Below are 25,262 nucleotides of genomic sequence, written 5' to 3'. Positions count from 1 at the left end.
GGCGGCGCCGGTCTGGCATGAATGAGCCTATTTCGAAGCCGCGATTTTGCAGCCGCCGCTCGCGGTCTGAACCTTCCACTTTTTCAGGCCAACCTGACAGCTTCGCAACGCCAACTCTTCCGCGGCCTTCTGAGATGGCGCGTTCAGCCGCGCACCGCAGATGATGTAAAGATCGTCGACGCGCGAGTAGAATGTGGTCGCGTAGGCCGAGTGGCCACTCGCCGCGACATAGGCGTTGTACGACTTCGTGCAGGGCTCCTTTGGATTCAGTGACAACGGAGGCCAGAATCGGGTGTCTCCCTTGCTGCCCGCCAGCGATCCAGCCGCCCCGATACCGGGTGCCGTAAATACGAGCAGGCCTGCAGGCATCGATACAGTAATTCGTTTGATGCGTGTCGATTTCATCTTGCGCCGCCCATTTGAAAAATGCCCAAGCCGATGCTTGTCGGCCTACTTCGATGCCGCAACTTCGCAGCCCGCACCTGTAATGACCTTGTAATGGCTGCGGGCGGACTCGCAGGATTTCATCGCCCGTTCTTCGGCAGCCTTCTGTGACGGTGCATTCAAGCCCGAGCCGCAGATGATGTACAACGAACGGATCCGGGCATAGGGCGTGGTCGCATAGGCCGAATGGCCGCCGGCGGCCACATAGGCGTTGTAAGCCATGGTGCACTGGTCTTTCGGGCTTTTCGGCAAATACGGATAGAAATGGATGTCGCCTTTGCTTCCCGCCAGCGATGCCGCGGCGCCAACGCCGGGTACCGCAAATATAAGCAAGACTGCAAGTACCGACGCAGTCGTTTTTCCCGAATATTTCGGCCTCATCTTTACCCCATCCCCGTTGCCCAATGCGGGATGAACAATAGCGTCTATTCTCCAGTGCCGCCAGCCTGCTCACCGAAAATTGCTTTTGCGTAGGTGGATGAACCATCTTATCCATGCAGACTAGCATCCTCCAATGGCAGCAACGGCTTGTCGGTATAGTTGAGCTGTTGGCTCGTCGAAGCAGCAGAAAATAACTGTTTCGGGCGTTGAGTTCTGTCCGACGAAGGTACCTGCGATGCCAACGGCAATCTGCGTCGCCTCATTTTTCGGATAACGGTAGATGCCGGTGGAGATCGCCGGAAATGCCACGGTCCGGCAATCCCTGGCGGCGGCGATTTCGAGCGACCTGATATAGCAGGAGGCGAGCAGCCCGGCTTCGCCTTTTCCGCCGCCTTGCCAGACAGGTCCGACCGTGTGGATGATGTAACGTGCCGGCAGGTGATAGCCCTTGGTAAGCTTTGCTTCGCCGACCTTGCAGCCGTTCAGCATCCGGCATTCGAATTCGAGCTCCGGGCCTGCGGCGCGGTGAATGGCGCCGTCCACGCCGCCGCCGCCCAGCAGCGAGGAATTGGCGGCGTTGACGATGGCATCGACCGCAAGCCTGGTGATGTCGCCGGTGTGGCCATGTATCCGTTCGCCGAACTTGCTCATCCTACATCCTGAACACGCCGAACTTCGTTTCTTCGATGTCGGCGTTGAGCGCGGCCGAAAGGCTGAGCGCGAGCACTTCGCGCGTTTTCGCCGGATCGATGATGCCGTCGTCCCACAGCCGCGCCGAGGAGTAGAGCGGGTGGCCCTCATGCTCGTATTTCATCAGGATCGGCTTCTTGAATTTCGCTTCCTCGTCCGCGCTCCACTCACCGCCCTTGCGCTCGATGCCCTCGCGCTTGACCACCGCCAGCACGGTCGCCGCCTGTTCGCCGCCCATCACCGAAATGCGCGCGTTCGGCCACATCCACAGGAACCGCGGCGAGTAGGCGCGGCCGCACATGCCGTAATTGCCGGCGCCGAACGACCCGCCGATGATCATCGTCACCTTCGGCACCTTGGCGGTGGCGACCGCCATCACCAGCTTGGCGCCGTCCTTGGCGATGCCGCCGGCCTCGTATTTTCGCCCGACCATGAAGCCGGTGATGTTCTGCAGGAAGATCAGCGGGATCTTGCGCTGGCAGCACAGTTCGATGAAATGCGCGCCCTTCACAGCACTTTCGGAAAACAGCACGCCATTGTTGGCGATGATGCCGACCGGCATGCCCTGAAGATGGGCAAAGCCGGTGACCAGCGTGGTGCCGTAATTCTGCTTGAACTCGTCGAACTCGGAGCCGTCGACGACGCGCGCGATCACCTCGCGCACATCATAGGGCTGGCGCAGATCCGTCGGCACGATGCCGTAGAGTTCCTGCGCGTCATGAAGCGGCGGCATGGGTTTCTGTAAGGTCAGGCTTACAGTCTTGCGCCGGTTGAGATTTTTGACGATGCGCCGGCAGATGGCCAGGGCATGTTCGTCGTCCAGCGCATAGTGGTCGGCGACACCGGACAGCCTGGTGTGCACGTCGGCGCCGCCAAGCTCCTCGGCGCTGACATCCTCGCCCGTAGCCGCCTTCACCAGAGGCGGGCCGCCGAGAAAAATGGTCGCCTGGTTGCGCACCATGATCGTCTCGTCCGACATTGCCGGCACATAGGCGCCGCCCGCAGTACATGAGCCCATGACGCAGGCGATCTGCGGAATGCCGGCCGCCGACATGTTGGCCTGGTTGTAGAAGATGCGGCCGAAATGCTCGCGATCGGGAAACACCTCGTCCTGATTAGGCAGGTTGGCGCCGCCGCTGTCGACCAGATAGACGCAAGGCAGATTGTTTTGCAGCGCGATCTCCTGCGCCCGCAAATGTTTCTTCACGGTGAGCGGGTAATAGGTGCCGCCCTTCACCGTGGCGTCGTTGACCACGACCATCACCTCGGTGCCTTCGACACGGCCGACGCCGGCGATGAGGCCGGCCGAGGAAATCTCCTCGCCATACATGGACCATGCCGCGAACTGGCCGATCTCGAGGAAAGGCGAGCCGGTGTCGAGCAACTGCGCCAGCCGCTCGCGCGGCAACAGCTTGCCGCGCGAAACATGACGCTCGCGCGCCTCCTCCGAGCCACCGCGCTCGACGCTTGCCGCCTTGTCAGCAATGTCGGCAACCAGCGCCCGCATGCGCTCGGCATTGGCGCGGAAGGTCTCGGAGGAGGGCGAGATCTGGGTCTGGAGTACGGCCATTTCGAGCTCTACATCTGGGCTAGGAGTTTGCCGTTGCGGCGTTCGAAAATTTTATCGGATAGCAGATTGAAGCCATCCTCGAACGTGACGTCGATCATCTGTCTGGCCGCGCTTTGGGCCTGCGGATTGCTCGCATCGAAGATGAACAATTGATCCCGGCGCGGCAGCGCAAATAAAACATCGCCGGGAAACTGTGCTTTGATCGACAGCCAGAACTCGTCGAGCAGCACAAGGCTCGTGGAGAGCATCGTATTGCCGTCGACGTAATAGAGATAAAATGTGCCAATCTGGCCGTCGGAGACAATTTTCGGCAGCCATTTCTTCACATTGCCTAGTGCGACATCGCGCAAATCGGAAAGCGCCCGGCCGGGGAAGTCCGTCGGAGCAACAGGTGAGACTGAATCGGGAAGGTCGGCCATGTATACGACCGCAATTTCACCAACCAGCGGTTCGCACAATAAATCCAAACCCATCGATTTGAGGTGCTCGACATACTGCTGGGTCCGTATCACCGCGATCAGACTTTCTTCACTCGCCCTAGGTCGTATTTCGGCGAGGCCTCGGACAAGCCTGCGTATGGCCGCATCGGCGTCTTCGTCGGGGTATGAGTTCAAGTGCCCGAACACGTTTGTGACGTCTGCCGTCACTTCTGCGCCATCGAGTTTTGCACCGATTTTTGCAGGATCCGATGGGTCTGCGACAGCGCTATCGACACCCGGCTGCCGTTTGAATTCGGCAATTACGAGCTCTCTGAATTCCGCCATATTAGAAAAGCGACGCTTCTGAGCCTTCGCGCGCCCGAGAAAGCCAGCGATTGTGGAAAACAAAGCCATCGCAAATATCCCCCGCCTTGTGACTGGATGCCCCGATGACGTAACCATCTATCGCCCTACTTGTCTCTCGATACCCGCAAAACTACAGCCTGCCATCTTGGCAGGCACTAAACCCCTTCCGCCATGATCTCGCGCCCGATCAGCCAGCGGCGGATTTCGCTGGTGCCGGCGCCGATCTCGTAGAGCTTGGCGTCGCGCAACAGCCGGCCGGTCGGATACTCGTTGGTATACCCGTTGCCGCCAAGCAGCTGGATGGCGTCGAGCGCCATCAGCGTCGCCTTTTCCGCGGCAAACAGCACGCAGCCGGCGGCATCCTTGCGTGTCGTCTGGCCGCGATCGCAGGAAGCCGCGACAGCATAAACGTAAGCGCGCGCGGCATTCATCGTCGAATACATGTCGGCGAGCTTGCCCTGTACCAGCTGGAACTCCCCGATCGGCTGGCCGAACTGCTTGCGCTCATGCACATAGGGGATGGCGACATCGAGGCTCGCCGCCATCAGCCCGAGCGGGCCGCCGGCGAGCACGGTGCGCTCGTAGTCGAGGCCCGACATCAGCACCTCAACGCCGCGGCCTTCCTCATGCAGCACATTGTCGTAGGGAACCTCGACATTGTCGAACACCAGTTCGCCGGTGTTGGAGCCGCGCATGCCGAGCTTGTCGAGCTTTGGCGATGCCGAGAAGCCGGCCATCGTCTTTTCGACGATGAAGGCGGTGATCCCGTGCGATTTCCGCTCCGGATCGGTCTTGGCGTAGACCACCAGCGTTTCGGCGTCGGGGCCGTTGGTGATCCACATTTTCGAGCCGTTGAGCACATAGCGGTCTTTGCGCTTTTCGGCGCGCAGCTTGAGCGAGACGACGTCGGAGCCGGCGCCCGATTCCGACATGGCCAGCGCACCTGCCCTTTCGCCCGAGCACAATGCCGGCAGGAATTTCTCCTTCTGCGCCGGCGTCGCCCAGCGGTTGATCTGGTTGACGCAGAGGTTCGAATGAGCGCCGTAGGAAAGGCCGACCGAGCCCGAGGCGCGCGAAATCTCTTCCACCGCAATGACGTGGGCAAGATAGCCCATGCCGCTGCCGCCGAAATCGGGATCGGCGGTGATGCCGAGAAGGCCGAGCGCGCCGAGCTCTTTCCACAGATGCGTGGGGAATTGATTGCTGCGGTCGATCTCGGCAGCGATCGGCGCTATTTTCTCCTGGGCAAAGCGGCGCACCAGATCGCGCAACGCCTCGATGTCCTCGTCATGCCCGAAGCTGAGTGTGTTCGTGTACATGCCGTTCCTCCCCGATTTCGATCTTCGCGCCAACCAGGCGCATTGTCATTGAAAGATATGTCGCCGTGACTTCAGCCATCGACAGCCGCTCGCCCGGCCGGAACCAGACGATGACGCCGGTCATCATCTGGATCAGGGCCATGGCAGTGAGCCCGGTGTCATCGACACTGAAGGCGCCGGCCTCCGCGCCGTCGCGCAGGATGGCGCGCAACTCCTTCTCATAGGCGGTGCGCATGCGCAGTATCTGCGTCAGCCGGTCATGCGACAGGCTGCGCAATTCCATGTTCGAGACATGGGTGGAGTGGCGGCGCTCGATGTGGAAAGCGATGTGGTTTTCGACATAGGCGGCAAGCTGCGTTGCCGGATCGGCAGCGTCGGGGCGTGCGGCGTCCCACGCTTCGATCAGCCCTTCCATATGTTCGCGCATCAGCGTGAACAGCAGGTCTTCCTTGGTCGGAAAATAGCGGTAGAGCGCGGCGGCCTGGACGCCGACCTCGGCGGCAAGCTGCCGCATCGACATTGCCTCGTAGCCGAAGCGGGCGATCAGGCTGACCGCAGCCTCCCGGACGGCCGCTTCAGTTTTTTCGCCGTCGGATCCCGTTGTGCGTGCCATGAACGTCTCCCGATACCTAGTAATAAAACGAACGTTCAATTAATTCAAGCGGCAATAAAGTGGTTCCGTCTAGACGATGATCCGAAAGTCGATGGGCGCGTCGAGGAGTTCGAATTCCTCGGTCTCGACCTTCGAAACCGAAGCTCCCCTTGGCCCTTGCCGGAGCTGTTCGATCATTGTGGAAACCGCAGCATCGGCACCGGCAATCCAGGCCGTCACGGTGCCGTCTCGTTCATTGCGTACCCAACCTACGAGGCCAAGCCCTGTCGCTTCGCCTCGCGCCCACATCCGGTAGCCGACGCCTTGCACCTTGCCATGCACACGCGCCTGCACTGCCCTTCGCCGGTCATCCATCGTTGCCTCCCATGCACAGAAACTGGCGCGGAATCGGACGAAAGCAACAGGCTTGAGTGTCGGATTGCTGCTGGATCGACGGAGTCGGGGTCGCGGCTGATTCTGTTTTGGCCTTGGCGGCCTCGGCAGGCTCTGTTGCGATGGCAATCGGCGGGGCTAGTTTCCCCGCGCCGCGGCGAGTGCGCCGGGCAGTTCCTCGGCAAAGATGTCGAGTTCATGATCGAGGCCGACGCTGACCCGGATGCAACGTTCGAGCCTTGGCGCCATCGGCTTGCGGATGAAAACGTCGCGCGACAAAAGGTTTTGCAGCACTTTCAGCGCGAAGGCGCCGTCCTGGCCGCAGTCGATGGTGACGAAATTGGTCGCCGATGGCAGCGGCTTTAGCCCATTCGTCTCCGCAATCCCGGCGATTCGCGTGCGGCCGGCAGCGACTCGCGCCACCACGCTGTGCAGCCAGTCCTGGTCGGCCAGCGCCTCGACGCCGGCGATCTGCGCCATGCGGCTGACGCCGTAATGGTTGCGGATCTTCTCGAAGTCGCGGATCACCTCCGCTTCCGCCACCGCATAGCCGCAGCGAATGCCGGCCAGCCCATAGGCCTTGGAGAAGGTGCGCATGTGGATGACATTGGGTCGCGCGACATCGATCGGCGGCAGCGCCGAGGCCGGCCCCAATTCGCCATAGGCCTCGTCGAGCACCAGCATCGTGGTTTCCGGCAACGCTTCGACGAAGCGGGTGATATCTCCTGCTTCCCACCAGCTGCCCATCGGATTGTCCGGATTGGAGAGATAGACCAGCGGCGCCTTCTCCTTGATAATTGCCTTGAGCAGTCCATCCAGACTTTCCTTGTCGTTCTCGTAAGGCACCGTGACCAGCCGGCCGCCGACGCCGGCAATGTGGAAATTGAACGTCGGATAGGCGCCGAGCGAGGTGACCACCGCGTCGCCAGGCGCGACATACATGCGCGCCACCAGGCTAAGCAGCCCGTCTATGCCTTCGCCGACCACGACGTTTTCGGCGCCGACGCCGAGATGGCGGGCCGCAGCCTGCTTCAGATCGTAATTGTCGGGATCGCAATACATCCACTGGTCACGCGCGACGCGCTCCATACGGGCGATAACGCGCGGCGAAGGCCCGAAGCTGCTTTCATTGGCGCCGATGCGGGCGCGAAAAGCACGTCCGCGCTCGCGCTCCTGCGCTTCCGGTCCGACAAACGGCACCGTCGAGGGAAGCGCGCCGACAAGCGGCGTGAGGGCAGGGCGCTGGCGCATGGCAAAGGCTCACGAGAAGATGGGCCTTCTTGCTAGCGTGCCCAATAGGACGGCGCAAGTTCTGGCGCGGCTGGAAATAGTGGCCATCACGCCCGTGATGAAATCGGCGCGGGTGGTCACGCTCTACCACCTGACCGCCGGTAGGCGGCAACCCTTTTGAAGGCCAGCACTGCAGCCAATGGCGACGGGCGCTTCAAAAAGAAAACCCGGCGGTTGCCCGCCGGGTTCGATTTTCAGCCAGGCTGAGCGTCTTAGAACGAGCGCTGGAAGCGGAGGAGACCGCCGATGCTGCTCTTCTTGTCGGCGTTGGTGAAGTTGGAGAAATTGGCGTCGTCGAACTTGCCTGCATTGAGGTAGTCGACTTCGGCCGTGACCGTGAAGCCGGGAACAACGTCGTAGGCGATGTTGGCGGCAACACCGAGATTCTTCCATTCGTCATACGAGACCTGGGCATTAAACGAGGTCTTCTCGTTGATGGTGTAGGTGCCACCACCCCAGAAAGCCCAGTTGCCGCCCCACTGCTTGTAGAAGCCGCGGCCGCCGGCGTCGATCGCATAGCTCGAGTCCGTCAAATTGTCGTCGGTGCCGTAGCCGCCCATGATGAAGAGCGACAGGTTCTGCATCGGGGTGATGTCCAAACGAACTTTGCCGGCGACTTCTTCGTAGTTGCTGTCATAAGCGACGACGCCGGTGATGGCGCCCCAGCCCTGCGTGTACTTCACGCCGCCGACGACATGCGGAACGTAGCTGTCGATGGTGCCAACGGTTCCGGAGCCTTCTTCGAGAGAGACCACGGCCGAGAAGCCGTTGCCCGCATCGAAGTAGTACTGGACGACGTTGGTATCGAAATCGCCGTAGGGAACGAGCGTATCCTGGAGGACGTTGCCGGCGTAGCCGATGAACGTGTCGAAGGCCGATTCGTCCTTACCGACGCGCAGGCCACCGAGCTGGATCCAGGCGAAGTTCAGCGAAACGTTCTTGTTGCCGGCAGGGTTGGAGTTGAACTCGTCTGCTTCGGTCGTCGGATCGTCTGCCGAGGGGTAGCCGTTGCGGTTGCCGAAGTTGAAGCGGGTCTCGGTGTAGGTCTTCAAGGTGCCGAGTTCGGTTTCCTGGCCGGTCCAGGTCTTCAGCGTGAAACGGGCGTTCTTGTAGAAGGTATCCTGCTCGTCGCCATCCTTATGGTCGAAGGACGTCGCACCATCGAACGAACCCACGTCGCCGGCACCGATGTCGTAACGGACATAGCCGCCGATGCGCAGGCAGGTTTCGGTGCCGGGAATGTAGAAGTAGCCGGCGCCGTAGACGTCGCAAATCTTGACGTATTCAGCCGGTTCCGGCTCGGCGACGACGACGGCGTCGGCGGCGCGCGCACCGGAAACTGCGATCAGGGCCGCAGCGGAGCCGAGGAGAAGGCTCTTAATGTTCATTTTCTGACCTCCAGTCAGAATCGAACAAGACAGTGAAGCCGGCGACAGGCGTTTTCGCTGTAATCAGTTGTTATTGTTGAGGTCTATTGAAAAATGGAACTTTGCTGCGGGTGATGCGGCCATCACCACAGGCGCTTGTTTGCGGAAGCATGCCCTGAACCGGATTTGAGATAGCGCTCGAATGAAGCTGCCTTGCCCTGGTTCGAAAAGGCCATATAGGTGACGATCCGCCACGGCAGAAACTTGGATGTATGGCTGGATTTCCCCGCATTGTGCTCGACAAGCCGTCGTTTCAGGTCCGTCGTTATGCCGATATAGCGTTCGCGTTCGGCAGCCGCACTCTCCAGAAGATACACATACCACATGAGCTGCTCTCCTTTGCCGGGCGTCGAAGGGCATCCTCTCCGCCATCCTGCTTCGCGCTGAGGTGGGCTTGTCCTGCGAAGCTCGAAGAGCGAAGCAGGACTGCCAATCGAATTTTGCAAGGGATTGTCTGGGCTTACGCTGTGCGGCACGTAGCACACCACACGGTCCGGCCCTTCTACGCCAAGGCTTCGGAGGGCATCCTCTCCGCCATCCTGCTTCGCGCTGAGGGTTGGGCTTGTCCTGCGAAGCTCGAAGAGCGAAGCAGGATGGCGGAGAGGATGGGATTCGAACCCACGAGAAGCTTTTGACCTCTACTCCCTTAGCAGGGGAGCGCCTTCGACCACTCGGCCACCTCTCCGTTGCGCCGCTGGATAGAGAAAAGCGCCGGCACAATCAACAAGCCGGCGCGATAATCGTTGAAAAATCCGCATTCGGCCGCAGCGGCGCCTTTTGCATGCGGCGATTCTACGGCAGTTCCCTGGCTGGCGAGTCGGCGACATGGCCGCAATTCTGGCCGGCCATCGCCGGATTCGGCCGCATTGCGCGGCGCTGGATAAGGCTTGCGGGCCCTTCGATAGTTAATGAGAGCTTTCTGACTGAGGCCAAATCGTGTCATTTGTGCAACAACGCATGGGGATAGCGCCCGCATAGCCCTTTCGCCGGTACGATCGTGGTTGAACGCCGCCGCCTCATGGGTAATGTCGATTTCGAAGGAGCGGCGCGGTGCGCATCTTTTTCGGTAGTGGGGATGGGGCAGGGAACGCTGTCCTTCAGCAAAGAATACCCAGACCCGTTTTTTAACTTTTGACTGGAGGTCAGAAAATGAACATTAAGAGCCTTCTCCTCGGCTCCGCTGCGGCCCTGATCGCAGTTTCCGGTGCGCGCGCCGCCGACGCCGTCGTCGTCGCCGAGCCGGAACCGGCTGAATACGTCAAGATTTGCGACGTTTACGGCTCGGGCTACTTCTACATTCCCGGCACCGAAACCTGCCTGCGCATCGGCGGCTATGTCCGCTACGATATCGGCGCCGGCGACGTCGGCGCATTCACGGGTGCGGAGTCGCTCGACCACGAAGATGGTGACGCGCAGGACACCTGGTACAAGAATGCCCGCGCCACCTTCAAGACCTGGACCGGCCAGGAAACCGAACTCGGCACCTTGAAGACCTACACCGAGACCCGCTTCAACTTCGGCAACAACAATCGGTACGCCACCAACATCGCTGATGATCCGGCCACACCCCTCGTCGATGAAACCGCTTTCGATAGCAATCCGGCCGGCATGAAGAGCGTTTCGCTGAACTTCGCCTGGATCCAGCTCGGTGGCTTGCGCGTTGGTAAGGACGAATCGGCCTTCAATACGTTCATCGGCTATGCCGGCAACGTCATCCAGGATACGCTGGTCCCCTACGGCGGCTTCGACACCAACGTCATCCAGTACTATTTCGATGCGGGCAACGGCTTCTCCGCCGTCCTCTCGCTCGAAGAAGGCGCTGGCGTCGTCGGCACCATCGACAGCTATGTTCCGCATGTCGTCGGCGGTCTGAAGTATACGCAGGGCTGGGGCGCCATCACCGGCGTCATTGCTTACGACAGCAACTATGAAGAAGTAGCCGGCAAGGTGCGTTTGGACGTCACCCCGATGCAGAACCTGTCGCTGTTCATCATTGGCGGCTACGGCACCGACGACAATCTGTCGGATCCGACCTGGGCAATCCCGGCCGGCGGCCGCGGCTTCTACAAGCAGTGGGGCGGCAACTGGGCAGTCTGGGGTGGTGGCACCTACACCATCAACGAGAAGACCTCGTTCAACGTCCAGCTTTCGTATGACGAGGACAAGAACTTCGGCGCCGCGGCGAACATCGCCTATGACGTCGTCCCCGGCTTCACGGTCACGGCCGAAGTCGACTACATCAACGTTGGCGACTCCGATTGGACCGATGCCCGCGATGACGACGCCATTGGCGGCATGCTCCGCTTCCAGCGCTCGTTCTAAGGGCTAGCTTTAAACAGGTGAATACCAGCCCGGGCGATTCAACGCCCGGGCTGTTTTGTTTCGTGACTGGGTCAAGACAAGCAGAAGGAACAGGGGGAATCGGCAGCTGAACAGTCCGTAGGGTGAGTTCGTGGGATCCGCTGATGGTGGATGAATTCACAACTGCGTGATTAAATCTCTTGAAAGGACGCTTCCAAGCGGGTAGGTCTGACTCTATCCACTCGGGGGTGTGGCAATTTATGACCATCGAAGCGATACAAGAGGGCGACCCCTCCGAACATTTCTCAATGTTCTCTTCTCAAAATGCGAAGATAAAATACAGCTACAACAAGATCAGAGAAGTAAAGTCGCACCGGGTCGGAGAGCTTTTTTCAGCGTACCGAGACATACTCTGGGATGATGGGCGACATAAGTACAATGTCAGCTCCTTCATCGGCGAAATAGACGAGATTCTCCTTGGAGAACGGTTCAGCGCCTTCGACCAGAGCACCCTTGACAACCTTATCGGCACCTTGCGCCAGCGCGGCAACAGCAACGCAACCATCAATCGAAAGATGGCTGCCCTCAGCAAACTGCTGCGCAAGGCTTACAAGATGGGGGATATCCACAGCCTGCCCGAGTTCCGCCGCCAGAAGGAGCGGGCGGGACGGATACGTTTCCTCGAAAGGGACGAAGAAGCAAGGCTGTTCGCCGCCATCAGGACCCGCAGCGAGGATGCCTACCGTCTTTCATGCTTTCTCGTGGACACCGGATGCCGTCTCGGCGAGGCGCTCGGACTGATCTGGAACGACATCCAGGAACACCGCGTCTCGTTCTGGATCACCAAATCCGGCCGCAGCCGCACCATCCCGATGACCGAGCGGGTCAAAGAGGTGATCAAACTGCCGCCCTCAGAGGGCCGCCGGCCCAAAGGTCCGTTCACCAAACTCAGCCAGGCGCAGTTTCGCGCCATCTGGAACGATGCCAAGGCCGAAGTCGGCCTCGGCGCCGACGACCAGGTGGTGCCGCATATCTTGCGTCACACCTGTGCCTCACGTCTGGTCCAGGGCGGCATCGACATCCGCCGCGTGCAGATGTGGCTCGGCCACCAGACGCTTTCGATGACCATGCGCTATGCGCATCTGGCCACCAACGATCTCGACGGCTGCGTTGTCGTGCTGGAAACGCCCCGCGGCGAGGGGTTATCCGGCGATGGAAAAAACTCCGCCTTCGCATCGCCGCTGACCACGGCCTCAGTGCCGGCACCTGCCCAAAAGAGCAAAGCGGCAGCTGCGAAGGCACCCAAGACGCCCCGGAAAAGCTCGAAAGCCAAATAGTTGCCCAAGGCTTTCATATACTGCATGGCAACCCCAGGATCATATTTGATCTTGGGGTTTACTTTTCCTGGGCCGTATTTAGTACTCCATCCAGGAAGGCCGCGATAGCGCCCGGCAGGTTGCCTGTCTCCAGGAAGGGGGCATGGCCTTGGCCCTCGACGGTGGTCGCTTCCATGCCGGGATGACGCTTTTGCATCTCGTCGAGTGTGTCGGCCGACAAGAGTTTCGAGTTGGCGCCGCGAATGGCAAGCAAAGGTATCGCCGCCAGCGCCTCGAACTGTGGCCACAGATCCGGCAACGGCTTGCTGAGGTCGAGGCCCGCCACCGTCTCGACCAGTTGGGGGTCGAAATCCGGCAACAGGAGGCCTTCGTCCGTCTCGCGGTAGAGGGCCGACACCATCCGCTCCCAATCCGCCGCGGTCAGAGCGGGAAAATCCGCGCCGTGCGCGACGCGTTGCGCATCGATCGCCTCATGGCGGCTCTTCGGTTTCGGTGCCGGGTCGAGATAGGTTTGGATATGGGCCAGCCCCGCGGCCTCGATCACGGGTCCGATGTCGTTCAGCACTATGGCTTTCAGTATGGCTGGCCGCAGCGCGCCGAGCACGTGGATGATCAGTCCGCCACGCGATGTGCCGACGAAGGCCGCTTCCTCGACGTCCAGGGCAGCCAGCCCGTCGAGGACATCGCCGGCCTCGATGCCGATAGTGTAGTGGCCGATATCAGGGTCGTAAGCGGACTGGCCGCGGCCACGGTAGTCGAAGGCGATGACCTTGCGCGGATTGTCGGCCCGCTGTGACAAATAAAGCGCCAACTCATGAAAGTCGCGCGCGTTGCGGGTCAGGCCGGGCAGGCAGACCACCGGCCAGTTTCCCGAGTTTGTCTCACCGTAGATGCGAGCGTGAAGTCTGAGGCCGTCCGGCGCTGTGTAGAAGAAATCGGAAAAGCCGTCGGTGCTCGACATATTGAAAGGACTCCCTGGCCGGATTGTCTCCGTCTGCTACAGGCGAGGGTGGGAGCGGTCAAATCGAGGGTTGTCGGCAAGCTGACACTCTTGGAAATGTCGGAGGGACAGCGCCCCCCTCTGTCCTGCCGGACATCTCCCCCACGAGGGGGGAGATTGGCGGTTCAGGCGCTACGCCCTTCCTTCGACGTTGGAGATTGGCGAAATCGGCAACGACAGCTGATCTCCCCACTCGTGGGGGAGATGGCCGGCAGGCCAGAGGGGGGCGCGAAGGATCGCCAACGTCTGCCCATGGCGACAGCTCTGCCGCCTCAACCCCGCCCGTTCACCAAATCCCCAACGATGTCGTACTTCCCCGAAATACGCATCTTGTAGACCTCGTAATTCTCCATCACGCGCTGCACGTAACTTCTTGTTTCGGTGTAGGGAATCCGCTCGATCCAGTCGACGACGGCGTCGATGCCCTTGCCGCGCGGGTCGCCGTACTTGGCTACCCATTGGCTGGCGCGGTTGGGGCCGGCATTGTAGCCGGCGAAGGTCAGCACATAGGAGCCGCCGAAGCGGTCGAGCTGCTCGCCGAGGAAGGCAGCCCCCAACGTCGCATTGTAGCCGGCATCGCTGGTCAGCCGATCCTGGGAAAAGCTCAGTCCTGCCTTCTTCGCCAATTGCTTGGCGGTGCCCGGCATCAGCTGCAGCAGGCCGCGCGCGCCGGCGCTGGAGACGGCGCCGACATTGAATTCGCTTTCCTGGCGGGCGATCGCGTAGGCCAGCGCCTTGCCCGAGCCGGAAATGTCGGCGGTGTCGGGAATGACGCCCAGCGGATGCGACAGCGCGCCGACATCGATGCCGCGCGCGCCGGCGATCTTGCCGATCTTCAGCGCCATGAAATGATTGCCCTGCTTTTCCGCCAGCAGCGCAAGCAGCGCCAGCTCGCCGGGGCTGGTCAACTGCCCGGCGAGGTCGCGGTAAAGCGTCTCGGCATAGCGGTCGTAGCCCGCCTCCTGCAGCCGCTTGATGGCGCTGACGGCTTCGCGGCCGTCAAAGCTTTGGCGGTCGGCAGTGCTTGGCTCGGGATAGACGATGTTCAGCGTGCGCAAGCCAACCCGTTCCGCCGCCAACTGCCCGTAGAAAGTGGTGCCATAGGCTGCCGCCTTGGTGAAATAATCCTTCGCATTGCCGGGACCGCCGACTTCCGCCGCGCGGCCAAGCCAGTAATAGGCGCGTGACAGCGACATCGGTCCCTGCGCGAGATCGGCGATGCGGGCAAAATGGGTCGAGGCCGTCGCAGGATCGTTGAGGCCGCGCAACGCATACCAGCCGGCGTGGAATTCGGCCTCGGCGGCGCTGGCGGGGCTTTCGGCGGCATGCGCGGCAACGATCTTGTAGGCGGTCTTCCAGTCGCCCTGGTCGACCAGTGCGCGCGACAGCACGCGGCGCTCGACCCACCAGGCATCGGGATCGACCAGCGCGTCGCGGTTCGTTGGCGCTTTCATCATCACCGCGGCGGCGTCCGCAAACTTCCGCTGCTTGCGCAGATATTCGGCTTGCGCGAAGAAATAGCCGGCCGATTGCTGCGCGGCAGGCACCGCTTTCAACAGCTTGGCCGCGTTCTTGTCGCCACGCGAGGCGGCGGCCCAGGCATCGGCCAGCGGTTGCGCGCCGGCAAGGGCTGCGACCCGCAGCGCCGAATTCTCCCGGTCGGCATAAAACATCCGCTCCATGCGGAAACGATGGTCGGCAGCCGGAATGATGGCGCCGAACTCCTTGATGACGGCCGCCTCGTCCCTGGCTTCCAGTTTCTCGGTGCGCCAGAATGGCGACAGCACGGAAAGCGCAGCCTTGGTGTTGCCAAGAGCTACATAAGAACGGGCAAGGATGACCACGCCTTGAAAGGTCAGCGGCTGGCTGCCGTCAAAGGCTTTCACCACGGTCTGCGGCGAGGGGTTTTCGCGATAAAGCGCGCGCTCGCTGTTCTTGCGCAGAGCGATGGTGCCCGGCCAATTCGGCAACATCTTTGCGGTATCGGCAATCTCGCTGCTCGGCACACGGTCGCCGCCATAGAGCGCGATTGCCCAGGCCAGGATATGGCGGTCCAGCGAATTGGCCGGCAATGTTTCGCGCACGGCTCGCGCCGCGGCGATATCGCCGGTCGCCAATGCGTCGAGACCGCTTTTCAGCACGACGATGCTGGGGGAGGGCGCATCGGTCTCCGCTCTGTCTTGCATGTCGGGCATCGGGATCGATGAGGTCGTCTGCTCGTCGACGCTCTCGTTTGCCGCCGTCCCCACTATCAGCAGGGCAACGGCGCCAAGCAATATGAAGCGGAGTGGCCGACCGGCCGGCATGATCCTGATCTTTCCCTGTTGCGGCACTTTAGATGGCAAGCCCAGGTGCCCGAGAGCCTAGACTTAGGTCGTGAAGAGCCCGTAAACAAAGGGTTATCCAGGCCGTTCGAATTGCGCTTGCTGGCACCATCGGCATGCTTGCCGCGCAACAGTGTCGAGACTATGGTGCGCGGCTTCGCTTTCGGCTAGAAGGCGCCCGATGCAGTCGCCCAAAAGCGGGAACCGGTTTTGGGACGACGACATGCATAAACAAACAAGTCCCAAGGAGTTGGACGACATGCTGAGAGGCTCGCTTACTGCGCTCGTGACGCCGTTCGAAAAGAGCGGACGTTTCGACGAGAAAGCCTTTCGCGCTTTCGTCGAATGGCAACTTGGCGAGGGCACGACGGGCCTCGTCCCGGTCGGCACCACCGGTGAGTCGCCGACGCTGTCGCATGACGAGCATCGCCATGTCGTCAAGGTCTGCATCGATGTGGCCAAGGGCCGCGCTCCGGTCGTCGCCGGCGCCGGCTCCAACAACACCGCTGAAGCGGTCGGTCTGGTGCAGTATGCCGAGCAGGCGGGCGCCGACGCCGCTCTGGTCGTCACGCCTTATTACAACAAGCCAACACAGCGCGGCTTGTACGAGCATTTCGCTGCCGTCGCCAGGGCGACCAAGCTGCCGATCATCATTTACAACATCCCGCCGCGCTCGGTGATCGACATGATGCCGGAGACGATGGGCAGGCTGGCGCACGACTTCAAGAACATCGTCGGCGTCAAGGATGCCACCGGCAAGGTCGAGCGCGTGTCCGAACAGCGCGCCACCTGCGGCAAGGAGTTCATCCAGCTTTCAGGTGAGGATGCCTCTGCCCTCGGCTTCAACGCTCATGGCGGTGTCGGCTGCATCTCGGTGACGTCGAATGTCGCGCCGCGGCTGTGCGCCGAATTCCAGGAAGCCACACTGTCCGGTGACAGCGCCAAGGCGCTGGAATTGCAGGACCGTCTGCTGCCGCTGCACAAGGCCATCTTCCTCGAGCCCGGCCTGTGCGGCGTCAAATACGCGCTGTCGAAAATTGGCAAGGTCGAGAACGTGGTGCGCTCGCCGCTGGTGACCATCGAGGCGTCGACCGCCGAGAAGATCGATGCGGCGATGAAACACGCCGGCTTGATAAATTAAGGATGAGGCGCCACCTCTCCGCATCATGAACCAGGTCAGAAAAGCCGATCCCAACAACAAGACCGTTGCGGAAAACCGCAAGGCGCGGTTTTCCTATGAGGTGCTCGACACGGTCGAGGCCGGCCTTGTGCTGACCGGCACCGAGGTCAAGTCGTTGCGCCAGGGTCAGGCCAACATCCAGGACAGCTACGCCTCGGTCGAGGGCGGCGAGATCTGGCTGATCAACTCCTATCTGCCGGAATATCTGCAGGCCAACCGCTTCAACCACGAGCCCAGGCGGCGCCGCAAGCTGCTGCTCAACAAGCGCGAGATGGCAAAACTGGCGCAGAGCATCGATCGCGAAGGCATGACGCTGGTGCCGCTGAAAATCTACTTCAACGACCAGGGCCGTGCCAAGCTGCTGCTCGCCGTCGGCCGCGGTAAGAAACTGCACGACAAGCGCGAGAGCGAAAAGCAGCGCGACTGGTCGCGCGAAAAGGGCCGGCTCATGAAGGAACGGGGCTAAGAACCTCGAGCAGTCCCAGAAAAGCCAGACGTCGGCTTTCAGGTTTCGAACAGCTGCAGCAGCAAAACACGATGGGGGTAGGCTTGAAGAACCGGATCATCCTCTGGGGTGCGGCCAGTCTGGTCTTTGCGGGTCTTGTCGGGGCAGGCGGCTTCTTCTATTTCCGGGCCTTCTCGCCGGATCGTGACAGCTATCCGGTCAGGGGTATCGACGTTTCCCATCATCAGGGTGAGATCGACTGGCGGCGCGTTGCCGCCGACGATGTCGCCTTCGCGGTCATAAAGGCGACCGAGGGCGGCGACCATGTCGACGATGCCTTCGCCAAGAATCTGCGCGAGGCGCGCGCGGCCGGCCTCGCCGTCGGCGCCTATCACTTCTTCACCTTCTGCCGGCCGGGCGCCGACCAGGCGAAAAATTTCATCGCGGTGGTGCCGCACGACCAGCCGCTGCTGCCACCGGTCGTCGACATCGAATTCGGCGGCAACTGCCCGCAACGCCCGTCGCCGGAACAGCTGAGCGCGGAACTCCAGGCCTTCCTCGGACCGGTTGAAACTGCGTTCGGCAAGCCGGCGATCATCTACCTGACCGACGAGGCTGAGGACGCCTATGCCGGACAGATGGCTGTGCGGCAGCGCTGGCTGCGCTCGCTGGCGTTCAAGCCGAGCGAGGACGGCTGGATTTACTGGCAGTACCACAATATGGGCCGTGTCGACGGGATCGAGGGCGATGTCGATCTGAATGTGCTGAAGGGCGGGCAGGAGAAGCTGGCTGAGTTGTTTGCCGCGCCTTGACCTGGCGTGCTCGACCGGCGCGAGATTGGAACCAAACATCGCGGCGCTGATCGGCCCTACCCAGCGTTCCGGCCAGTCTGCGCGCTAACGAAGGTCGGTTTCAGACCGAGCGCTTCCGGGACTTTCATGATTGTCGCAATTCCGGGTTCCCGTCGCCGCTCAAGGCTTTGGAGAGCGCCTGTCTCGTCGTGCCTGCCTTTCGGCAAGCTTCGTCATCCGCCCGGGCAAGCCAAGGGCAAGATCGTGCTGGCGGGGTTCTGAAGGCGTTAATTGCGCAGGAAGGCGGCGATGTCGCTGAACACCTTGACAAACATGGGTTCGGTCAAAACACCGGTGTTTGTGTTGTAGCGCGAGCAATGATAGCTGGAAAACAGCGTGACGCCGCCGGCCGGCAACTGACCGCCGTGCTTGAACGGATAGGCGGCGACGCGTTGGCCCAGCGCCCTGACGGTCGACTGGTGGGCGATCGAGCCCAGCGCGAGCACGGCGCGCAATTTTGGAAAGCGCGCGATCGTCGGCACCAGAAAGCTGCGGCAAGTGGCGATCTCGGCGCCGACCGGCTTGTTCTCCGGCGGCACGCAGCGCACCGCATTGGTGATCGCGGTGCCGATCAGTTCGAGCCCGTCATCCGGCCGCGCCTTGAACTCGCCGCGGGCAAGACCGTGAGCGATCATCGTTGAGTAGAGCAGGTCGCCGGCATAGTCGCCGGTGAACGGTCGCCCGGTGCGGTTGGCGCCGCGCAGGCCGGGCGCCAGCCCGACGATCAGCAGCTCGACGGCGTCCTCGCCATCAGGCGGCAGGAAAGTCGGCACCGGCGCATTGAACCACGACGGCTCGCGCTGCCGCCAGTCTGCGATGAAATCATGCAGGCGCGGGCAGAGCGGGCAGTCGCGGTCGGGTTCGGGAGCGGCGTCCAAGGCCGCCGCCGTCAATAGTCTTCCTCTTCGACTTCGGCCGGCTCGGGCCTGCGCACCGGCCGTTCGGAGGGATCCCGGCCGACCTCGTTCTTCAGCGAGGTCAAATCGATGAAATGGTCGGCCTGGCGGCGCAGATCGTCCGAGATCATCGGTGGTTGCGAGGCCATGGTGGAGACGATCGAGACCTTGCGGCCGCGCCGCTGCAGCGCTTCGACCAGTGTGCGGAAGTCGCCGTCGCCGGAGAAGATGACATAGTGGTCGACAACATCGGCAAGTTCGAGCGCATCGACGGTCAGTTCGATGTCCATATTGCCCTTGATCTTGCGGCGGCCGGTCGAGTCGGTGAACTCCTTGGCCGGCTTGGTCACCACCTTGAAGCCATTATAGTCGAGCCAGTCGATCAGGGGACGGATCGAAGAGTATTCCTGATCCTCGACCAGAGCGGTGTAGTAATAGGCCCGCAGCAGATAGCCGCGCTTTTGGAAGCTGGATAGCAGTTTGCGGTAGTCTATGTCGAAGCCGAGTGCGCGCGACGTAGCGTAAAGATTGGCGCCGTCTATGAAAAGAGCGATTTTTTCACGGGGGTCGAACATGGCAATATTCCTTTTTGGAAATAGGTGGCGGACTAATCGAAATGGGTCGTTTATATCGCTCGGCTCGTAAATAAACCGGCTGACCTTTCGTCAACCGAGATAGCGCCAGTTTTACGGCAATCCAAGGGTGCCGGGCGCACTGCAAGCAATTGTGATCGGAGCCGTGTCGTCGCCCGGTAGGCGGGCTTCGCCGGCAAGGCATTCAGCGGCGCCAGAAGCTGGCATTCGCCAGCCCATGGGGCCACAGAGCCATAATGCTTGTATTTTGGCGGCGTTCGGGTTATGGACCGCGCCTGTTTTCCATCAAATCCAGGCATGAAAGGGGCAATCAATGGCCCGCGTAACCGTTGAAGACTGCATCGACAAGGTCGACAACCGCTTCGAGCTCGTGCTGCTTGCCGGCCATCGCGCCCGCCAGATCAGCCAGGGCGCGCCGATCACCGTGCCGCGCGACAACGACAAGAACCCGGTCGTGGCGCTGCGCGAGATCGCCGACGAGACGCTGTCGCCCGACGACCTCAAGGAAGATCTGATCCACTCGCTGCAGAAGCATGTCGAGGTTGACGAGCCCGAGGCCGACGGCGAGGCGATCGCCGACCAGACCGGCAACGCAGTTGCAGCTACCGACGCCGACGACGCGGAAGAAAACGTCACCTTCGATCGCATGACCGAGGAAGACCTTTTGGCCGGCATCGAGGGCCTGGTTCCCCCGGAAAAGAGCGACGACTACTAATCGCTGCCCTGGACCTGCCGGGAATATGGTTCCGGCACTTCCGTCCCGTGTGTTTCGTGGTTATCTATGAGATGCGCCGTACATCAGTGCGGCGCATCAATCATTTCAGCACCGTGAGAACCCGCCCATGATGCGTCAGTATGAGCTTGTCGAGCGCGTTGCGCGCTACAAGCCTGACGTCAACGAGGCGCTGCTCAACAAGGCCTATGTCTACGCCATGCAGAAGCATGGCCACCAGAAGCGCGCTTCCGGCGATCCCTATTTCTCGCATCCGCTCGAAGTCGCCGCCATCCTCACTGAAATGCACATGGATGAGGCGACGATCGCTGTCGCCTTGCTGCACGACACGATCGAGGACACCACCGCGACGCGGGCCGAGATCGACGATCTGTTCGGCCCCGAAATGGGCAAGCTGGTCGAAGGCCTGACCAAGCTGAAGAAGCTCGATCTCGTCTCCAAGAAGGCCGAGCAGGCGGAAAACCTGCGCAAGCTGTTGCTGGCAATCTCGGAGGATGTCCGCGTTCTGCTGGTCAAGCTCGCCGACCGTTTGCACAACATGCGCACCCTCGACCACATGCCCGAGGCCAAGCGCCTGCGCATCGCCGAGGAGACGATGGACATCTACGCGCCGCTGGCCGGGCGCATGGGCATGCAAGGCATGCGCGAGGAACTGGAAGAGATCGCCTTCCGCTTCATCAATCCGGAAGCCTACCGCGCCGTCACCGCGCGGCTTGCCGAGATATTCGAGCGCAACAAGGGTGTGCTGACCGACATCGAAAAGGCGCTGTCGGCGCTGTTCGAGAAGCATGCCATCAATGCCGGGGTGAAGAGCCGGCAGAAGAAGCCGTGGTCGGTGTTCCGCAAGATGGAGGCCAAGGCGCTGTCCTTCGAGCAGCTCTCGGACATCTTCGGCTTCCGCGTCGTCGTCGACAGCGTCGAAGACTGTTACCGCGCGCTCGGCGCCATTCACACCACATGGTCGATGGTACCTGGCCGCTTCAAGGATTACATCTCGACGCCCAAGCAGAACGACTACCGTTCGATCCACACCACCATTGTCGGCCCATCGCGCCAGCGCGTCGAACTGCAGATCCGCACCCGCGAGATGAACAAGATCGCCGAATATGGCGTCGCCGCCCATTCGATCTACAAGGACACCGGCGGCAAGACGAACGGTGCCGCCCATGCGATCTCGAAGGAGACCAACGCCTATGCCTGGCTGCGGCGCACCATCGAGCAACTGGCGGAAGGCGACAACCCGGAAGACTTCCTCGAAAATACCAAGCTGGAGCTGTTCCAGGACCAGGTATTCTGCTTCACGCCGAAAGGCATGCTGATTGCGCTGCCGCGCGGCGCCACGCCCATCGACTTCGCCTATGCCGTGCACACCGATGTCGGCGATACCTGCGTCGGCGCCAAGGTCAACGGCCGCATCATGCCGCTGATGACGGAACTGAAGAACGGCGACGAGGTTGAGATCATCCGCTCCAAGGCGCAAGTGCCGCCGGCGGCCTGGGAGTCGGTGGTGGTCACCGGCAAGGCGCGTTCAGCCATCCGCCGCGCCACCAAGAACGCCATTCGCAAGCAATATTCAGGTCTTGGTGCCCGCATTCTCGAGCGCGCCTTCGAGCGCGCCGGCAAGACCTTCACCAAGGAAAGCCTGAAGCCGGTGCTGCACCGGCTGGCGCGCAAGGACAGCGAAGATGTGCTGGCCTCGGTCGGGCGCGGCGAACTTGCCTCGACTGACGTCATGAAGGCCGTCTTCCCAGACTACAAGGACGAGCGCGTCACCGTCAGCGCCCCCAAGCAGCGCGAGGAGGGCTGGTCGAAGATCCGCAACGCCGCCGGCATGCTGTTCCAGATGCCCGGCACCCGAGCCGCGCGCAAGGACAAGGACCAGCCGCGCGATGGCGCGGTGCCGATCCGCGGCGTGCGCGGCGACCTGCCGGTGCGTTTCGCGCCGGAAGGGGCCGTGCCTGGCGACCGCATCGTCGGCATCGTCCAGCCGGGCACCGGCATCACCATCTATCCCATCCAGTCGCCGGCGCTGCAGGCCTTCGACGACCAGCCGGAGCGCTGGATCGACGTGCGCTGGGACATTGACGAGCAGACCAAGGAGCGCTTTCCGGCGCGCGTCTCGGTCACCGCCATCAACGCGCCGGGCTCGCTCGCCGATATCGCCCAGGTCGTTGCCTCCAACGACGCCAACATTCATACGCTGTCGATGGTGCGCACCGCGCCCGACTTCACCGAAATGCTGATCGATCTCGAAGTCTGGGATCTGAAGCACCTCAACCGGCTGTTGTCGCAGCTCAAGGATAGTTCGAGCGTCAGCGATGCGCGGCGTGTGAATGGGTGAATAGTGAATAGTGAATAGTGAAAGAAGGCGCTCTCACTACCATTCACCATTCACCATTCACCATGGACATGGGGCGAGTTATGAATACCGACGAGGTGCTGGGCATTTTCCGCGAGGCGGGCGCTGTTCTGGAGGGGCATTTCATCCTGACGTCCGGCCTGCGCAGCCCGGTCTTCTTGCAGAAGGCGCGCGTCTTCATGCATGCCGACAAGACCGAGCGCCTGTGCAAGGCGCTGGCCGAAAAGATCCGCAAGGCGGTGCCTGGCAAGATCGACTATGTCGTCGGCCCGGCGATCGGCGGCCTGATCCCAGCCTATGAAACATCGCGCCATCTCGGCGTACCTGCCATTTGGGTCGAGCGCGAAGGCGGCGAGTTCAGGCTGCGCCGCTTCGAGATCGCGCCGGGATCGCGCGTCGTCATCGTCGAGGACATCGTCACCACTGGTCTTTCGATCCGCGAAACCATCGACTGCCTGCGCGCGATTGGCGCCGAGGTCGTGGCGGCGGCCTGCATCATCGACCGCTCGGCCGGCAAGACCAATGTCGGCGTGCCGCTGATCGCGCTTGCCGAATATGAGGTGCCGGCCTATCCCGCCGACCGCCTGCCGCCGGAACTTGCCGCCATCCCGGCGATCAAGCCGGGTAGCCGCAACATTTAGGGGACATCACCATGATCGCCGGCATCGATCATTTCGTGCTGACGGTCCGCTCGGTGGAGGACAGCTGCGCCTTCTACCAGCGGGTGCTTGGCCTCAAGCGCCTCGACGAGCCGAACCGGCCGACGGGGTTGCTGTTCGGATCGCAGAAGATCAATCTGCATCAGGCAACGCACACTTTCGAACCGAAAGCCAAGACGCCGATGCCTGGGTCCGGCGATTTCTGCCTGATCGCCGCAAGGCCGCTTGCCGAGATTTGCGCCAGTCTGGAAGCCAACGGCGTTGCCATCGAAGTCGGCCCGGTCGAGCGCACCGGCGCCCGCGGTAAGATGATGTCGGTCTATTTCCGCGATCCGGACAGCAATTTGGTCGAAGTCAGCGAATATCGGGAATAGTCTATCCGCCTCGGCGTCGTCTTCGCGCGGACATTGCCGTCGTCAGGGAGCTTTCATCGATATTGTCCTCAGTTTCGCCCCAATGGCGCTCTTGTTACCCGCCTGCGGCAGACCATCGTTACCCGCCTGCGGCAGACCATCGCGGCGGCGTTTCATTGTTCCGCCGCAAGGCAGTCGCTATATCAAAGTCGTTGTTGCCTTTCTGCGCCCTCGAAGCGCAAGATGGAGCGACCGCGCCCGGCCAGGGATGGTTGCAATTTGGGCGTGACGAACCGGGAACTGGAACAGAGTGCTTTTTCGACGCCGAAAGCCTGATGGCATTCTGGAGCGGGTGCGTACCTATCTGTGGCCGCGCCGCTCGTTTTCGCGCTCGTTGCAATATTTCTCCAAGCGCATCCTGCGGCTGAAGGCGACACCGCATGCGGTCGCGGCCGGCGTCGCGGCCGGCGTTTTCGCCTCCTTCTTTCCGCTCGGCTTCCATTTCGCCGTCGCCGCCGTGCTCTGCTGGGTGGTCGCCGGCAATCTGGTGGCCGCCGCCCTCGGCGCGGTATTCTTCGGCAATCCGCTGACTTTCCCGCTGCTGTGGGGAGCGTCCTGGGAAGTCGGCAAGCTGATCCTGCATGAACGCCTGCCCAAGAACGGACCGCCTGCGCATCTTGGTGAGATGATGCACACGCTGTCGTTTGCAAAACTGTGGCATCCGGTGCTCGAGCCGATGCTGATCGGCGCTGTGCCGCTCGGCCTGATCTTCGGGCTGATCTTCTACGGTATCACCCGCTGGGGGATGACAGCCTTTCGCGAGCAGCGCAGGAAGCGCATGGCAGAGCGGGCGCATAAGGCCGAGCACCGCGGACGGGAAGTTCCGGCGGAATGATCATCGGCATCGGCAGCGACCTGATCGACATCAGACGCATCGAAAAGTCGCTGGAACGGCATGGTCAGCGCTTCATCCAGCGCATCTACACCGAGGTCGAACAGGTCCGCTCGGAAGGCCGCAAGGGCCGCGCAGCCTCCTATGCCAAGCGCTTCGCCGCCAAGGAGGCCTGCGCCAAGGCGCTTGGCACCGGCCTGGCGCAGGGCGTGTTCTGGCGCGACATGGGGGTCGCCAACCTGCCCAGCGGCGCGCCGACGATGGCGCTGACCGGGGGAGCGGCGGCACGGCTGGCCAAAATCCTGCCACAGGGGCACAGAGCGGCGATCCACCTCACAATCACCGATGATTTCCCGCTTGCTCAAGCCTTTGTGATCATCGAGGCGTTGCCCGCCGAACAAGCGCCACATTGATTGCATCAGACGACCGCTATCTAACGCCGACTTGA

At 61.8% G+C, this 25,262-nt stretch carries 27 protein-coding genes and 1 tRNA gene; 12 read left to right on the top strand and 16 right to left on the bottom strand.

Annotated features, from left to right (window positions below; genetic code table 11):
- Positions 1-27 precede the first annotated feature (27 nt).
- The 9 genes from NKI10_RS16975 to NKI10_RS16935 form a co-directional block, all read right to left on the bottom strand.
- Positions 28-405, bottom strand: coding sequence for a hypothetical protein (locus NKI10_RS16975; RefSeq protein ID WP_352861038.1), 378 nt, complete (start codon positions 403-405; stop codon positions 28-30).
- A gap of 45 nt (positions 406-450) precedes the next feature.
- Positions 451-825 carry a hypothetical protein gene (locus tag NKI10_RS16970; protein ID WP_023670207.1) on the bottom strand — a complete coding sequence of 125 codons (375 nt, stop codon included), beginning with the start codon at positions 823-825 and terminating at the stop codon, positions 451-453.
- A gap of 120 nt (positions 826-945) precedes the next feature.
- The gene (locus NKI10_RS16965) at positions 946-1,476 is read right to left on the bottom strand and encodes an O-acetyl-ADP-ribose deacetylase (RefSeq protein WP_352518911.1); all 531 of its coding nucleotides are present in this window, start codon (positions 1,474-1,476) and stop codon (positions 946-948) included.
- Between the two features lies 1 nt (position 1,477).
- Positions 1,478-3,085 (bottom strand): carboxyl transferase domain-containing protein, encoded by a 1,608-nt coding sequence (locus tag NKI10_RS16960; RefSeq protein WP_352861035.1) that lies wholly within the window; start codon positions 3,083-3,085, stop codon positions 1,478-1,480.
- Positions 3,086-3,093: 8 nt separating this feature from the next.
- Positions 3,094-3,918: a DUF1444 family protein gene (locus NKI10_RS16955; RefSeq protein WP_352861033.1), complete on the bottom strand. Its 825-nt coding sequence runs from the start codon at positions 3,916-3,918 to the stop codon at positions 3,094-3,096.
- A gap of 107 nt (positions 3,919-4,025) precedes the next feature.
- Positions 4,026-5,189, bottom strand: a complete 1,164-nt coding sequence (locus tag NKI10_RS16950) for an isovaleryl-CoA dehydrogenase (RefSeq protein WP_023731403.1) — start codon at positions 5,187-5,189, stop codon at positions 4,026-4,028.
- Positions 5,158-5,802 (bottom strand): TetR/AcrR family transcriptional regulator, encoded by a 645-nt coding sequence (locus NKI10_RS16945; protein WP_352861032.1) that lies wholly within the window; start codon positions 5,800-5,802, stop codon positions 5,158-5,160. Before NKI10_RS16945 ends, NKI10_RS16950 begins: the two co-directional genes overlap by 32 nt.
- Positions 5,803-5,871: 69 nt before the next feature.
- Positions 5,872-6,156: an acylphosphatase gene (locus NKI10_RS16940; RefSeq protein ID WP_352861030.1), complete on the bottom strand. Its 285-nt coding sequence runs from the start codon at positions 6,154-6,156 to the stop codon at positions 5,872-5,874.
- Between the two features lie 156 nt (positions 6,157-6,312).
- Positions 6,313-7,425, bottom strand: coding sequence for a pyridoxal phosphate-dependent aminotransferase (locus NKI10_RS16935; RefSeq protein WP_352861029.1), 1,113 nt, complete (start codon positions 7,423-7,425; stop codon positions 6,313-6,315).
- On the opposite strand from NKI10_RS16935, the gene NKI10_RS16930 reads away from it, so the two are divergent.
- Positions 7,424-7,585, top strand: coding sequence for a hypothetical protein (locus tag NKI10_RS16930; protein ID WP_352861028.1), 162 nt, complete (start codon positions 7,424-7,426; stop codon positions 7,583-7,585). The two genes, NKI10_RS16935 and NKI10_RS16930, sit on opposite strands and share 2 nt — an antisense overlap.
- Before the next feature lie 91 nt (positions 7,586-7,676).
- Here NKI10_RS16930 and NKI10_RS16925 read toward each other — a convergent pair whose 3' ends face one another.
- From NKI10_RS16925 to NKI10_RS16915, 3 genes are all read right to left on the bottom strand, one after another.
- On the bottom strand, positions 7,677-8,852 hold the full coding sequence (locus NKI10_RS16925) for a porin (protein WP_352861026.1): 1,176 nt from the start codon (positions 8,850-8,852) through the stop codon (positions 7,677-7,679).
- Positions 8,853-8,974: 122 nt separating this feature from the next.
- A complete protein-coding gene (locus tag NKI10_RS16920) occupies positions 8,975-9,217 on the bottom strand; it encodes a GIY-YIG nuclease family protein (protein WP_023747471.1) in 243 nt (80 codons plus the stop codon).
- Positions 9,218-9,485: 268 nt separating this feature from the next.
- Positions 9,486-9,576 (bottom strand) — tRNA-Ser (locus NKI10_RS16915).
- Positions 9,577-10,040: 464 nt separating this feature from the next.
- Here NKI10_RS16915 and NKI10_RS16910 point away from each other — a divergent pair.
- The gene (locus NKI10_RS16910; protein WP_352625976.1) at positions 10,041-11,213 is read left to right on the top strand and encodes a porin; all 1,173 of its coding nucleotides are present in this window, start codon (positions 10,041-10,043) and stop codon (positions 11,211-11,213) included.
- Between the two features lie 239 nt (positions 11,214-11,452).
- Complete coding sequence (locus NKI10_RS16905) at positions 11,453-12,529, top strand: tyrosine-type recombinase/integrase (RefSeq protein ID WP_352514212.1); 1,077 nt, start codon at positions 11,453-11,455, stop codon at positions 12,527-12,529.
- Between the two features lie 58 nt (positions 12,530-12,587).
- Here the strand turns inward: NKI10_RS16905 and NKI10_RS16900 are convergent, their stop codons facing one another.
- Together NKI10_RS16900 and NKI10_RS16895 are read right to left on the bottom strand one after the other, a co-directional pair.
- Positions 12,588-13,490, bottom strand: a complete 903-nt coding sequence (locus NKI10_RS16900; protein ID WP_352861023.1) for an alpha/beta fold hydrolase — start codon at positions 13,488-13,490, stop codon at positions 12,588-12,590.
- 311 nt (positions 13,491-13,801) lie between these two features.
- Positions 13,802-15,835 (bottom strand): lytic transglycosylase domain-containing protein, encoded by a 2,034-nt coding sequence (locus NKI10_RS16895; RefSeq protein ID WP_352861022.1) that lies wholly within the window; start codon positions 15,833-15,835, stop codon positions 13,802-13,804.
- 277 nt (positions 15,836-16,112) lie between these two features.
- On the opposite strand from NKI10_RS16895, the gene dapA reads away from it, so the two are divergent.
- The 3 genes from dapA (at position 16,113) to NKI10_RS16880 (ending at position 18,290) form a co-directional block, all read left to right on the top strand.
- Positions 16,113-16,994 carry a 4-hydroxy-tetrahydrodipicolinate synthase gene (dapA, locus tag NKI10_RS16890; RefSeq protein WP_023727558.1) on the top strand — a complete coding sequence of 294 codons (882 nt, stop codon included), beginning with the start codon at positions 16,113-16,115 and terminating at the stop codon, positions 16,992-16,994.
- A gap of 25 nt (positions 16,995-17,019) precedes the next feature.
- On the top strand, positions 17,020-17,499 hold the full coding sequence (gene smpB, locus NKI10_RS16885; RefSeq protein ID WP_023687280.1) for an SsrA-binding protein SmpB: 480 nt from the start codon (positions 17,020-17,022) through the stop codon (positions 17,497-17,499).
- A 71-nt stretch (positions 17,500-17,570) separates the two neighbouring features.
- Complete coding sequence (locus NKI10_RS16880) at positions 17,571-18,290, top strand: glycoside hydrolase family 25 protein (protein ID WP_352861020.1); 720 nt, start codon at positions 17,571-17,573, stop codon at positions 18,288-18,290.
- 266 nt (positions 18,291-18,556) lie between these two features.
- On the opposite strand, the gene NKI10_RS16875 is transcribed toward NKI10_RS16880, so the two are convergent.
- Together NKI10_RS16875 and NKI10_RS16870 are read right to left on the bottom strand one after the other, a co-directional pair.
- Entirely contained in the window at positions 18,557-19,222 is a 666-nt protein-coding gene (locus NKI10_RS16875) for a uracil-DNA glycosylase (protein ID WP_023822745.1), read from the bottom strand.
- Entirely contained in the window at positions 19,219-19,800 is a 582-nt protein-coding gene (locus tag NKI10_RS16870) for a LabA-like NYN domain-containing protein (protein ID WP_023670234.1), read from the bottom strand. Before NKI10_RS16870 ends, NKI10_RS16875 begins: the two co-directional genes overlap by 4 nt.
- 331 nt (positions 19,801-20,131) lie before the next feature.
- Between NKI10_RS16870 and rpoZ the strand changes: the two genes are divergently transcribed.
- From rpoZ to acpS, 6 genes are all read left to right on the top strand, one after another.
- Positions 20,132-20,533: a DNA-directed RNA polymerase subunit omega gene (rpoZ, locus tag NKI10_RS16865; RefSeq protein ID WP_023670235.1), complete on the top strand. Its 402-nt coding sequence runs from the start codon at positions 20,132-20,134 to the stop codon at positions 20,531-20,533.
- Positions 20,534-20,660: 127 nt separating this feature from the next.
- A complete protein-coding gene (locus NKI10_RS16860; RefSeq protein WP_352658528.1) occupies positions 20,661-22,892 on the top strand; it encodes a RelA/SpoT family protein in 2,232 nt (743 codons plus the stop codon).
- Between the two features lie 80 nt (positions 22,893-22,972).
- Entirely contained in the window at positions 22,973-23,551 is a 579-nt protein-coding gene (gene pyrE, locus NKI10_RS16855; protein ID WP_023731418.1) for an orotate phosphoribosyltransferase, read from the top strand.
- A gap of 11 nt (positions 23,552-23,562) precedes the next feature.
- Positions 23,563-23,943 carry a VOC family protein gene (locus NKI10_RS16850; RefSeq protein WP_023702681.1) on the top strand — a complete coding sequence of 127 codons (381 nt, stop codon included), beginning with the start codon at positions 23,563-23,565 and terminating at the stop codon, positions 23,941-23,943.
- A 289-nt stretch (positions 23,944-24,232) separates the two neighbouring features.
- On the top strand, positions 24,233-24,817 hold the full coding sequence (locus NKI10_RS16845; RefSeq protein WP_023709783.1) for a DUF2062 domain-containing protein: 585 nt from the start codon (positions 24,233-24,235) through the stop codon (positions 24,815-24,817).
- Positions 24,814-25,227: a holo-ACP synthase gene (gene acpS / locus NKI10_RS16840; protein WP_023670240.1), complete on the top strand. Its 414-nt coding sequence runs from the start codon at positions 24,814-24,816 to the stop codon at positions 25,225-25,227. Before NKI10_RS16845 ends, acpS begins: the two co-directional genes overlap by 4 nt.
- Positions 25,228-25,262: the final 35 nt, after the last annotated feature.

The sequence above is a fragment of the Mesorhizobium sp. M0802 genome (assembly GCF_040320115.1).
GTDB lineage: Bacteria > Pseudomonadota > Alphaproteobacteria > Rhizobiales > Rhizobiaceae > Mesorhizobium.
The sequence above is the reverse complement of the archived record's forward strand: the minus strand, read 5'-3'. Positions and strand labels throughout refer to the sequence as shown.